The sequence below is a fragment of the Gordonia prachuapensis genome (assembly GCF_036350515.1).
GTDB classification, from domain to species: Bacteria; Actinomycetota; Actinomycetes; order Mycobacteriales; family Mycobacteriaceae; genus Gordonia; species Gordonia prachuapensis.
In genome coordinates this window covers 111,285-123,160 of sequence record NZ_JAZDUE010000002.1, presented here as the reverse complement: position 1 = coordinate 123,160, position 11,876 = coordinate 111,285, and the positions used below count along the sequence as shown (strand labels likewise).

Below are 11,876 nucleotides of genomic sequence, written 5' to 3'. Positions count from 1 at the left end.
CCGTTACCGCACAATCTCACCGTGGGTAGGTGATGATGGTTTCGCCGGTGCGTAGGTTGCGCCAGGTGATGGTGCGGTCGGTGTGCATGGTCGGTACCCAGCCGCCGTCGTGTTTGCGATGGTGATCGGGCCGGCACAGCGGTGCGAAGTTGAAGGGCACGCTCCAACCGCCGGCCAGGGGGTCGGCATGGTTGAACTTCACCAGGTGGTCGAGTTCGCATTCGTGGGACGGTCGGCTGCAGTAGGGGTAGCGGCAGCGCCGATCCAGGTAGGTGATTTCGGCGCGTAGCCGGTCGGATGGTCGGTAGATCAGGGCTCCGGGTGGTGGGATGTCGTATCCGCCGTGTCCGGTGGGGTCGATGGGTGGTGCCAGGGCGCGTTCGCCGATGACGATCAGTCGGCTGGCGGGCTTGGGGGTGGTGAGGGTGGGGATGGTGATGATCTTCGCCCGTTGTGCCAGGTCGGCGGCGTGGGCTGGATCGATGGCGCCGTAGCCCTGCAGACGGGTGGGTTCGATGCCGGTGGGGTCGTGCAGCAGGGTCCAGGCCGGTGGGGTCGGGAGGTCGGTGGGCGCTGGGGCGGTGTCGGTTTGTTCGGTGCTGTCGGAGTTGTCGGCGTTGCCGGTGTCGTCAGGGGTGTCGGTGTCGGTCTCGGTTGTGTCGCCATCGTCGGTGCTGTCGACGTTGGCGAGGTCGGCGGCGGGCTCGCTGCCGGTCTCGGCGATCTCCTGGTTGTCGGAGTCGTCCGCGGTGTCGGTGGTGTCATGGTCCTCGGCGGATGCGGCCGGCTCGGCGTCGGTAGGCGCGGTGATGGACGCGCTGCTCGTCAACCGACCCTCGTCGTCACCGTTGTTGCTCGGGTCAGTCTCACGGCCGGTGGTGTCGGTGGTTTCGGCTGTCTCTGGGTGAGGCTGGTTCGATGCATTGCCGCCGGTGCTGGGCGCCGCCGACCGCTTCCCACGGCCGGTGCGGGTCTTTCCGGCGGTGCAGGCGTCGTCGCCGCATTCACAGGTCAGGGTGGCGCCGGGGATACCGACGATCTCGCCGAACGCGAGGATGCGCTGCTGTCCGAGGGTGCGCGGGTCGTTCTTGCACACGCGTGCGGCGACAAGCGCGCTGATGCGGTCACGCAGATGCACGCCGTGCTCGGCAGGCATACAGGCGTCGAGGTTCATGTGCCCGCCGGCTTCGTTGCTGAAGGTGATGTTCTCGAACGCTTCGGCGATCGCATCCCGCGATTCGGCCGCCCCGTCCGGATCCAGGCTGATCACCGCGTCGGCGAGGTCATCACGCAACGCGGTGTCAGTCGAGGCCCGATTCCCCAGCTCGAGGGCGAGGTCTTCGAAACTGACCGGCTCATCCTGGTCGGGTTGTGGTTCCGGTTGTACCTCGGCATCCGGGTCGGTGTCGTCAGCCTCGTCGTCGAGGAGGTCGTCGAGGGTGGGGTCGGTCGGCTCGTCCGCCGGCTCATCGGAGGTGTCGTTGGGGTAGGGGAGTTGGTCGCTCAGGTCGCCTTTTGGGGCGATGTCGGCGGCGTGCACCATCACCGACATGCGGTGGGTGCTGAATTCGCCGGCCAGGTATGCCATCCGGATCTTGGGGTACTCCTGCAGTGAGGCGCCGAGCGAGTACCATTCGCCGGCTTTGGTTTTGTTGATCCGCAACGCCAGGGAGATCTCTCCGACCGCGGCGTTGCGGGCGGTCTGGCCGAAGATCATGCGGTGGCGGCCGTCGGCGCCGTACAGCCGCTCGTTGTAGGCTCTTTCGCCGATGCGGTAGGCCATCAGCAGTGCGCGTGCTTCGGCTTGTCGACTCAACCGCAACGCGTCGCGCGCGAACGCCCCCAACCCCTCGGCACCGACCGACGACAACAGCGTGTCGTCGGCGGTGGGGTCGGTGTAGGTGAACACGCGAGTCCTTTCGTGTGGGGGAGATGCTGTGCGGGAGTGGAACTGATGTCAGAGTATCGGGTGGGTCTGACAACTTTGGTGGGTCAGCGGCGGACTGTGGATAATGTTGAGTCTGCGCTTTTCGATTGGGTTCAGGATATCGGGTAGGTGTGACAAGTGCGGTGGTGCAAGAGGTTTCGAGGTCTCGATTTCGACAGGCTCAATCCGGCGGATACGTCCTCGCCTAGCGGCTCGGACTACTCGACCACCGGTAGGGTGTGTGGCTCGGACTACATCAACGGACAAAGCTGTGTCGTAACGGAACTGACTACAGAGTATCGGTTGGGTCTGACAACTTTGGTGGGTGAGCGGCGGCCTGTGGATAACGGTGGGTCTGCGCTTTTAGATTGCGATCAGGATATCGGGTGGATGTGACAAGATCGGTGGTGCAGGAGGTTTCGATGGTTCCGAGGTCTCGATACGTCCTCGCCTAGCGGCTCGGACTACTCGACCAGCGGGTGGGGGAGCGCTCGGACTACTCGACCAACGGTTGGGGGTGCGGCTCGGACTACTCGGCCACCGGGTGGGGGTGGCTCGGGTTACTCGACCAACGTGATCCGGCCGCGAGTCGGCCCCTCAGCCCGTCTTGATGTTTCGCCGGGCGGACGCCTGGTCGCGCGGCTTGAGGACGATCTGATCCAGGTCGACGTGAGGAGGGCGGGACGCGACGAAACCGATCACCTCGGCGACGTCGTCGGCTGTGAGCGGGGTCAGGCCCTCGTAGACTGCGTCGGCCTTCTCCTGGTCGCCCTCGAAACGCACCAGAGAGAACTCGGTCTCGACCATTCCAGGCGCGATCTCGGTGAGTCGCACCGGCTTTCCGAGTAGCTCGTACCGCAGGGTTCGATGCATGACTGCTTGGGCGTGCTTGGCCGACGTGTAGCCGGCACCGTTGTCGTAGGCCTCGAGGGCCGCGATCGAGGTGACCGTGACGATCAGGCCGTCACCGGAATCGACCAACGCGGGTAGCAACGCCTTCGTGAGCCGAAGAGTTCCGAGCACGTTCGTCTCCCACATCCACCTCCAGTCTTCGAGGTCGGCCGTCGCGACGGGGTCGAGGCCCTTGGCGCCGCCCGCATTGTTCACCAACACGTGCACCTTCTCCAGTCCCGCCACGAACGCGTCGACGGATTCGGCGTCGGTGACATCGAGACGTCGGCCGGTCCCGCCGATCTCTGCCGCGAGTTCATCGATCAGCTCGGTGCGTCGCGCACCCAGCACCACGTGATAGCCCTGAGACGCCAGCTGACGTGCGGTCGCGGCCCCGATCCCCGAACTCGCGCCCGTCACCACCGCAACCTTCGGTTCCGCTTTCGCTTGCTCGGCCGTTCCGTTCTGCGTGGTGCTGGTCATGACCTCAGCTTAGCGACGCTTCGACGTTGCTAAATTCGGTACATGTCGTCGACCGGAGTCGTGCCCGCGGCCCTGCAGGTCGGCTCCACGCCCGCGGCGGCAGTCCTGCACGCCATCCGGATCAGCGGCCCCGTGACCCGCGATCATCTGTCCGGCGCCACATCGCTCTCGCCCGCGACGATCAATCGCCAGGTCGCCGCACTCACGCGGCTCGGCCTGGTGGTGGAGCGACCCGATCTCGTCGATCCGGGCGCCATCGGTAGACCGAAGAATCCGCTCACCCTCGACCGGGACTCGCTGTGTGTCGCCGGAATGCACATCGGTGCCCGGCGGACGCTGCTCGCGATCGCCGACCTCGGCGGCCGGCCACTGTACAGCCACGCCGTGCTGACACCGCGCGACGCTGCCGGGGTCGGTGATCTGTGTGCGCAATTGCGCGATCTCGCAGCACGATTCAGTGGCCGGCGGCTGCTGTGGGGCGGGGTCGCCGCGGGCGGCGTCGTCGACTCCGCGTCCGGGCGGATCGACCACCCGGTGTTGGGCTGGCAGCGCGTTCCCGTCGGGCAGATGCTCGCCGATGCGCTCGACGTCCCCGTCTCGGTCGGCGAGCATGTCCAGGCGATGTCGGCCGCCGAACTGCTGCTCAGTGCGCCCCGCGAGATCGTCGGCACTGGGCTGTTCTTCTACGCCCGCGAGACCGTGGGCATGGCGATGTCCGTCGACGGCAGGGTCCTCATGCCTCGGCGCGGGGCCGGATCGATCGCCCACCTACCGGTCGTCGCACCGCATCTCGCAGACTCGCCGAACCCGGTCCTGCAGGATGTGGTGGGTCGTGCGTCGGCCCAGCGCGCGGCACGACGAATCGGCGCGGACGAGGACGCGCCCATGATCCTCGACGAACGCGCGGAGGTACTCGGCGGTGTCGTCGCGATGATGCGTGACGTGCTCAACCCGGATGCCGTCGTGGTCGCAGGTGACGCGTTCGCCGCGCACCCGCGAGGGCTGGCGCCCGTACAGGCCGCGTTCGACGCGGCCACCACCATCCGTCGCCCCCTCGAGATCGCGCCGTCGCGGTTCGGGGTGCGCATCCAGGAGAGCGCAGCGGTCATCGTGGCCCTGAGTGTGATCTACGCCGACCCTGTCGCCGCGACCGGGAATCACCCATCGCCTAACGTGAACGTATGACCACACCCCCGCGCGAAGTCGCCTCCTCCCTCGAGGTGAACGTCACCGCCGCCACCGAGCTCGAGATGCAGATCACCGTCGCGAAACTGCCCGGCCTCACGGTGGACGAAACGCTGTCGGTGACCATCGACGGTGACGCGGTCGAACCGGAAGAGATCGTCGGTGAGCACGGGTCCCGCATCCACCGCCTTCAGGTCGACTCGGGGCTCGTGGTGGTCGACTACTCGGCATCGGTCACCACCCCGGCCGACCCGATCGAAGTCGAGGTGACCGACCACTCGATCTACCTACGGCCCAGCCGATATGCCGAGGCAGACAAGTTCTTCGGCTACGCCGCCGGACAGTTCGACATCAACCTCCCGCCGAGCGAACTGCTGCAGCAGGTGACCTCGTTCGTCGAGAGTCACCTCAGCTACATTCCCGGTGCGAGCGACCCCATCGATGGTGCGGCCGACACCCTGCTCGCCGGTGCCGGCGTGTGCCGTGACTATGCCCACCTCGTCGTGGCATTGCTTCGGGCCCTGAACATCCCGGCCCGCCTCGTCGCCGTGTACGCCCCCGGCTGCGACCCGATGGACTTCCATGCGGTGGCCGAGGCGCTGATCGACGGACGCTGGGTGGTCGTGGACGCCACCGGCCTGGCTCCGCGCCAGACCATGGTGCGCATCTCCACCGGCCGCGACGCCGCCGACACCGCGTTCCTCGACAATCATCGAGGCACCATCAACCTGAACTCCTACAAGGTCACCGCGATCGTGCAGGGAGACCTGCCGACCGACACCGGGGAGGACCGCATCGCGATAGGCTGACCGCCGTGCATGCACTCACGTGCCCGGTCTGCAACGCGCTCTCCGGATTCGATCCCCAACACTGCCCCAGTTGCGGGAGCTCGGTCGGAATCCACCTGCCGAGCCAATCGTTGGCAGTGGTCGCGACCGAGGGCGTCCAGATCGACGGACGGCAGTGGGTGCGGTGTTCCAACGCGACCCGAACCGGGTGCAACTGGCTGACCTTGGCCGAGGTCGACGAAGGGTCGATCGGCCTGCGGGGCAGATGTTTTCCGTGTTCACTCGTCCGACGGGATCCCGACCCCGACGACACCATCGCGGTGGAGAAACTCACCTCCACGACGCGCGACCTCCGCATGCTGATCTATCAGCTCGCGGACCTGGGGCTGCCCGTCGAGCCCTTCTGGCGCACCGAGGGTGGACTGGCATTCGATCTGCTCTCGAGTCAGACGACGGGACAGCAGGTGATCATCGGACACGCCAACGGTGTCGTCACGATCGATCTGGCCGAATCCCTCGACGCCCACCGCGAACGACTTCGCGTGGACCTGGGGGAGGCCTACCGCACGATGCTCGGGCACTTCCGACATGAGGTCGGCCACTACTTCGAGCACATCCTCGTCGAAACCGGTGGCGGTGCCACGGAGTACCTGGCCGAAGCCCGGGAGATCTTCGGCGACGAACGCGTGTCCTACCGCGATGCCATCGACCGCCACTACACGTACGGTCCGCCGCGTAACTGGCAGGATTCGTACATCTCCGAGTACGCGACGATGCACCCGTGGGAAGATTTCGCGGAATGCTTCGCGCACTACCTGCACATCACCGGGACCATCGACACCGCGCGCGAATCCGGACTCATGCTCGAGAGCGATCAGGTCAGCTTCACCATGGACCGCGACATCGTGCCGTTGAAATCGTACGCGGATGTCCCCATCGAACGGCTCCTCTACGACTGGAAATGGTTGTCCACCATGTTCAATCGCGTGAACGCCGCCATGGGGGCGCGGCCGCTCTACCCGTTCGACATCCCGCGCCCGGTTGTCCGGAAACTCGGATTCGTCCACCGGGTGATCCGGGAGTCGGCGACGCGGTTGGCGATCACCGATCCGATGGTGGGATCGGGGTGACCCTTCGATACGCTCGCAAGCTCGCTACTCAGGGTGGCGCGCTCGCAAGCTCGCCCCACCCGATGATCGAGTAGCCCGCGAGCCGCCAGGCGAGCGTGCGTATCGAGATCGAGTTCCGGGGTCTCGATGCGCCTCGTCGCAGGCTCCTCGGCTACTCGACCAGCGGTTGGGGGCGCCCGGGCTAACCGACCAGCGGTTGGGGCGACCCTTCGTGACGCTCAGGCGGAGGTTCTCGCTTCGCGGCGCTGAGCCACCACGAACTCGAGAACCGTTGCGACGTCGTCGGTGTCGTCGATGCGGTGGGTCGCGATCGTATCGCCGGTCCCGACCTTGATGGTCACGTCGCCGTTGTCGGGATGCAGATGGGCGAACGCCTTCTCGTCGGTGACATCGTCGCCGAGATAGATCACCGCATCCGCGCCGACTTGCTCCCGTAGCACATCGAGGGCGTGCCCCTTGCTCGTCTCGATGACCGCGAGTTCGAGGACCTCTTTGCCTTCGGTGCTCTGGACATCCGGCCACGTGGCCGGCCCGGAACGAACTCGCTCCAGAGCTTTCTCGGCATCGGCCGAGGACGCATTACGCACGTGCAGCACCGTGCTGGCCGGTTTGGTCTCCACCCGCGTGCCGGGGTGATCTGCTGCGATGGAACGCAATTCGTCGATGAGTCGGGCGAGCAGGGCGCGATGGTCGTCGGTGATCTCGAAGACGAACCCGGATTCGAACTCGCTGCCATGGCTGCCGACGAGGGCGACCGGCGCGGACAACCCCGACAGCTCGGCCAGTACCGCGCGCTCGCGACCCGACACCACGGCTGCGGTCGTCCCGGGCAACTCGGCAGCGGCGGCGATCGCCGCCACCGACGCGGGATTCGGGATCGCGTCCTCCGGCCGGGACACCAACGGGGACATGCAGCCGTCGTAGTCCGATGCGACGAGCAACGTCGGAACCGACACCGCGTCGATCAGGGCCTCCCGCAACGCGGCAGGTATCCCGGTGGCGCTCATGCGTCCTGATCCGCGGCGTCTGACGTCTGGACGAGGTGGACGCCGCGGTTGGCGTCCGTCGCCGTCTCGGTCACCGACGCCAGCGTGCCGAGGAAACTCTCCGCCCACTTGGCCACATCGTGGGCCATCACCTGACGACGAAGCGCGCGCATCCGCTTACGGCCATCCGCCGTGGTCTGCCCCACCGCCGCCTCGATGGCGTCCTTGACGCCTTCGAGGTCGTACGGATTGGCCTGATACGCCGAGCGCAATTCCGAAGCGGCTCCGGTGAACTCGCTCAACACCAGGGAGCCGCCGAGGTCGCTGCGGCATGCCACGTACTCCTTGGCGACGAGGTTCATCCCGTCCCGCAGCGGGGTCACGAGCATCACGTCGGCGGCGACGAAGAACGCGATCAGTTCGTCGCGGGGAACCGGGCGGTGAAGGTACTGCACCACCGGTTGGCCGACCGAGCCGAACGAGCCGTTGATGTTGCCGACCAGCTGCTCGATGCCCGCTCGCATCTGCACGTAGCTCTCCACGCGCTCACGACTCGGGGTCGCCAGCTGGATCATCACCGTTTCTTCGGGGTCGAGCCGCTTCTCCTCCAGCATCTCCGAGATGGCCTTGAGGCGCACGTCGATGCCCTTGGTGTAATCGAGCCGGTCGACGCCGAGCATGATCGTCTTCGGATTGCCGAGGTCCTTTCGGATCTCGCGCGCCCGGTTCCGGATCTCCTTGGACTTGGCCTTGGCGTCGAGGTCGCCGGAGTCGATCGAGATCGGGAACGCGCCGACCCGCACCGTCCGGAAACCGACTTGGACGACGCCGAACCGCGAGCGCACACCGACCGTGCCCTTGCTGGTGGCCTGGCCGGCGAGTCGTCGCGCGAGGAACAGGAAGTTCTGCGCACCGCCCGGCAGATGGAAACCGATGAGGTCGGCACCCAGCAGGCCTTCGACGATCTCCGTCCGCCACGGCAGCTGCATGAACAGCTCGACCGGCGGGAACGGGATGTGCAGGAAGAAGCCGATCTTGAGATCCGGACGCAGCATGCGCAGCATCTTGGGGACGAGCTGGAGCTGGTAGTCCTGAATCCAGACCACCGCCCCCTCGGCGGCGGCCTTGGCGGTCTCCTCCGCGAAGCGACGATTCACGTCGACATAGGTGTCCCACCATTCGCGGTGGTACTCGGGTTTGACCAGAAGGTCGTGGTACAGCGGCCACAACGTCGCGTTGGAGAAACCCTCGTAGTACTCGGCGATCTCCTGGGTGGACAGTGGCACCGCGTGGATGTCGATGCCCTCGATGTCGGGGTTGTCGTTCGAGTCGGCGATCCCGGACCAACCGACCCATGCGCCGGTCTGTGACCTCAGGATGGGTTCGAGAGCGGTGACCAGCCCGCCCGGGCTGCGTTTCCAGTTCACCGTGCCGTCGGGCAAGACCTCCTTGTCGACCGGCAGGCGGTTGGCGACGACGACGAACTCCGCGTCACCGAAATGATGGTCGGCGGTTGCCCCGCCGTGCGTCACGTCCCCGGAGCCCGCCATGTGGTCAGGCGTTCTCGCCCGGCGCGATTCCCAGCATCGACAGCAGCATCCGGCACTCGTCGGCGTCGGTCGCGTAGGCGGCGACGACACGACGCGCCGAGCTGGCGGTCTCGTCGGCTACCGGCTCCAACTCGTCGTCGGTGATGTCGGTGGTCTTCGCAGGCATTGAGGTCCTCTTGCTTCACAACGGCGTGCCCCGGCGGCGACCGGCGAGGCATACGCGCCCGGCGTTGGTGCGCGCATTCCGATGCTACCTGTTTCGTTGTCTGACATCCGGCGCGACCTCGCGACGTCGGTAGCCCTGCATCCGGTTCCGGCGGAGCATCGACATCCAGGCGGGCCGCACCGGCAGTTGCGGGCGGCGCAACGAACGGGCGATGAACTCACCCAGCGTCACACCCGCGGCCAGCGCGGCGCCGACACCGAGGGCGCTCATCATCCAGGTGATGCCGTCGAGGGTCTGGTCACCGAGCAGTCCGTACAGAGCGCGATACACGGCGAGACCGGGCAGCAGCGGGGTGATACCGGCGATCGCGACGACCAGCGGCGGGGTCAGCGCGCGCCGAGCGAGCAGGCCGCCGACCAGGCCGACGAGCGCCGCGGCCAGTGCACTCGCCACCACGTCGCCGATGGCGCCGACGAAGGTGGCCGACGCCACCACCGCGGCGCCGAGCGCGCCACTCATGAACGCCACCGGCAGTGCCCGCTTCTCGGCGTAGCTCGCCAGTGCGAAGGCAAGGGCTGCGAGCCCACCCGCCAAGATGCGGACGGGCAGCTCGACCGCGGGGAAAGTGGTGGTCGGTGTGATCGTCGGCAGGAAGATCCCCGCGTTCTCCAGCAGGCTGATCGCGATACCGACGCCCGCGATCAACCCGCCGGTCATCAGCAACAACTCGAAGAACCTGGCCACACCGGTGATCGGTGCGCCGGTGATGGCGTCCTGGACGGAGCCGACCAGGGACAGACCGGACAGCAGGACGACGATGCCGGCCGCGATGACGAACGACGGAGACAGGTTGATGCTCGTGTTCTGGGTCAATCCGAACGTCACCGCTGCGGGGACGACGGCGATGAAACCGCCGGTGAACTGCTGGAAGAACACCGGGGTGCCGATCCGGTTGAGTCTGCGGTTCACGACGACGATGACCACTGTCGTCAGGAACGCCAGCACCGCGCCGAGCTCCGCGCCGCCGAGGAGCACCGAGATGCTCGCGGCCATCAGACCCCACGCGGCGGTGGCCACCCGGTGCCGGTACGGGTGCGGAGCGGTGATGATCTCGTCGACCATGCGGTGGGCGCTCGACGGCGTGATCGCCATGTCGCGGATGCGTCGCACCAGGCGGTCGATCTGGGCCAGCCGCGTGAAGTCCATCGACCGGTAGTAGACCTGCTCCATCGTGGTGATCGGCGGCAGCGTCGCGCCGCGCCGGGCACTGACGACGATGGTGTTGTACGTGACATCCACCTCGACGTCCTCGAGCCCGTACACACCGCAGACGAACGCGATCTGCTGCTGGGTGTCGATGGCAGCCGTGCCCGAATCCAGCAGTACCGCACCGATCTTGGTGGCGAGGTCGAGGACCTCGGTGATCGCCGCGACGTCGAACCGGTCGATCGGCTTGCGCGGCGAGACCATGATGCTGCCGGGTTCGATCGTGTCGATCGTCGCCGGTCGGTCCTCGATCAGCCGGACGGGGTTCAGCCACCCCAACGCACGGCCGATATACTCGCGCACGCATGCCTCCTTAGCTCAGTGGTAGAGCACTCGCCTTGTAAGCGAGCGGTCGTCAGTTCAATCCTGACAGGGGGCTCCAAGAACCCGCCTCCGGCAGGGGGGCTCTGAGAACCCGCCTCCGGCAGGGGGCTCTGAGAACCGGCTGTTCCCGGCGCCCAGAAGTCAACGGCCACCGGGCCGGTCGGGTTCCGGTGTGTGACCGGACTCATCTCGCTGGAACGTCGCTGGTCAGACCACACATCGAAACCCCAGATGCGACGTCGCCGAATCGTCCGACTGGGCCGAGCGCGCGGCCGGCCGGTAGCGGCGGCAGTACTCCGGCGCGCACAGATGTGACCCGCCCTTGGTGACCCGCATGACCTGCGGCGACGTCGTCGGGGCGAGCAGATCCGGCCGTCCGTCTGCGGCGACGGAGCCCGTCCCCGGGACGAAATGCCGCGGCACGTAGGTGTCGACGCAGCGTTCCCACACATTGCCGATCATGTCGAGCAGCCCGTAGCCGTTGGCCGGATGGGCGCCGACCGGCGACGTCGCTCCCCACCCCTCGTTGCGATAGGGGAACGCGCCCTTCCAGGTGTTCGCCATGTCCCGCCCGGCGGGCCGCAGTTCATCTCCCTCCCAGGCGAACTCGGCGTCGTGGAGTCCACCGCGCGCCGCGAACTCCCACTCGGCCTCGGTAGGTAGCCGGCGGCCGGCCCACTCGGCGTACGCGGCGGCGTCGCGATACGCGACGTGCACGACCGGGTGATCGGCCCGGTCCTCGACCGACAGGTCACCGCCGTCGGGTCGACGCCACGACGCGCCGGGCTGCCATCGCCACCATTGGCGCCAATCGCGGAGATCGACCGGACCGGGCGTCGGGGTGAACACGACCGACCCCGGCACCAGCATCGACGGGTCGGCATCGGGGAAATCGGCCGGGTCCACGGTCTCCTCGGCGACCGTCACATACCCCGTCGCCTCGACGAACTCGGCGAACTGGGCGGTGGTCACCGGATGGCGTTCGATCGCGAACGAATCCACGGCACGGTCGTGAGCGGGACGTTCCTCCGGATAGTGCCTGTCGGAACCCATGCGGAAGCGGCCGCCGGACAGCGGGACGAGGTCGGACAGTGCCACCCGTCCGACTCTAGGGCGTGTCTCCCTGGTGTCGGGAGTCGAGCAACGGCACCCCGTCCGGGCATACCCCGGCGTTCTGCGG

Annotated in this window: 10 protein-coding genes and 1 tRNA gene; 4 read left to right on the top strand and 7 right to left on the bottom strand. The window is 67.1% G+C overall.

Annotated features, from left to right (window positions below):
• Positions 1–16: 16 nt before the first annotated feature.
• Positions 17–1,909 (bottom strand): HNH endonuclease signature motif containing protein, encoded by a 1,893-nt coding sequence (locus V1Y59_RS02950; protein ID WP_330503343.1) that lies wholly within the window; start codon positions 1,907–1,909, stop codon positions 17–19.
• Between the two features lie 615 nt (positions 1,910–2,524).
• The gene (locus V1Y59_RS02945; protein WP_330503342.1) at positions 2,525–3,301 is read right to left on the bottom strand and encodes an SDR family oxidoreductase; all 777 of its coding nucleotides are present in this window, start codon (positions 3,299–3,301) and stop codon (positions 2,525–2,527) included.
• A 42-nt stretch (positions 3,302–3,343) separates the two neighbouring features.
• Here V1Y59_RS02945 and V1Y59_RS02940 point away from each other — a divergent pair, with 42 nt between their 5' ends.
• The 3 genes from V1Y59_RS02940 to V1Y59_RS02930 are packed head-to-tail and all read left to right on the top strand — an operon-like array spanning position 3,344 to position 6,404.
• Positions 3,344–4,486, top strand: a complete 1,143-nt coding sequence (locus V1Y59_RS02940) for an ROK family transcriptional regulator (RefSeq protein ID WP_330503341.1) — start codon at positions 3,344–3,346, stop codon at positions 4,484–4,486.
• Positions 4,483–5,295: a transglutaminase-like domain-containing protein gene (locus V1Y59_RS02935; protein ID WP_330503340.1), complete on the top strand. Its 813-nt coding sequence runs from the start codon at positions 4,483–4,485 to the stop codon at positions 5,293–5,295. The genes V1Y59_RS02940 and V1Y59_RS02935 overlap by 4 nt, the downstream gene beginning before the upstream one ends.
• A gap of 5 nt (positions 5,296–5,300) precedes the next feature.
• Positions 5,301–6,404, top strand: coding sequence for a zinc-binding metallopeptidase family protein (locus V1Y59_RS02930; RefSeq protein WP_330503339.1), 1,104 nt, complete (start codon positions 5,301–5,303; stop codon positions 6,402–6,404).
• A 218-nt stretch (positions 6,405–6,622) separates the two neighbouring features.
• Here V1Y59_RS02930 and otsB read toward each other — a convergent pair whose 3' ends face one another.
• The 4 genes from otsB to V1Y59_RS02910 all read right to left on the bottom strand — a co-directional run bounded on the left by otsB (position 6,623) and on the right by V1Y59_RS02910 (position 10,675).
• Positions 6,623–7,411, bottom strand: a complete 789-nt coding sequence (otsB, locus tag V1Y59_RS02925) for a trehalose-phosphatase (RefSeq protein WP_330503338.1) — start codon at positions 7,409–7,411, stop codon at positions 6,623–6,625.
• Positions 7,408–8,940, bottom strand: coding sequence for an alpha,alpha-trehalose-phosphate synthase (UDP-forming) (locus V1Y59_RS02920; RefSeq protein ID WP_330503337.1), 1,533 nt, complete (start codon positions 8,938–8,940; stop codon positions 7,408–7,410). Before V1Y59_RS02920 ends, otsB begins: the two co-directional genes overlap by 4 nt.
• 4 nt (positions 8,941–8,944) lie before the next feature.
• Positions 8,945–9,106 (bottom strand): hypothetical protein, encoded by a 162-nt coding sequence (locus tag V1Y59_RS02915; RefSeq protein ID WP_006330670.1) that lies wholly within the window; start codon positions 9,104–9,106, stop codon positions 8,945–8,947.
• Between the two features lie 84 nt (positions 9,107–9,190).
• Entirely contained in the window at positions 9,191–10,675 is a 1,485-nt protein-coding gene (locus tag V1Y59_RS02910; protein WP_330503336.1) for a threonine/serine exporter family protein, read from the bottom strand.
• Positions 10,676–10,679: 4 nt separating this feature from the next.
• On the opposite strand from V1Y59_RS02910, the gene V1Y59_RS02905 reads away from it, so the two are divergent.
• Positions 10,680–10,754 (top strand) — tRNA-Thr (locus V1Y59_RS02905).
• Positions 10,755–10,903: 149 nt separating this feature from the next.
• Here the strand turns inward: V1Y59_RS02905 and V1Y59_RS02900 are convergent.
• A complete protein-coding gene (locus V1Y59_RS02900) occupies positions 10,904–11,749 on the bottom strand; it encodes a formylglycine-generating enzyme family protein (RefSeq protein WP_431309094.1) in 846 nt (281 codons plus the stop codon).
• Positions 11,750–11,876 lie beyond the last annotated feature (127 nt).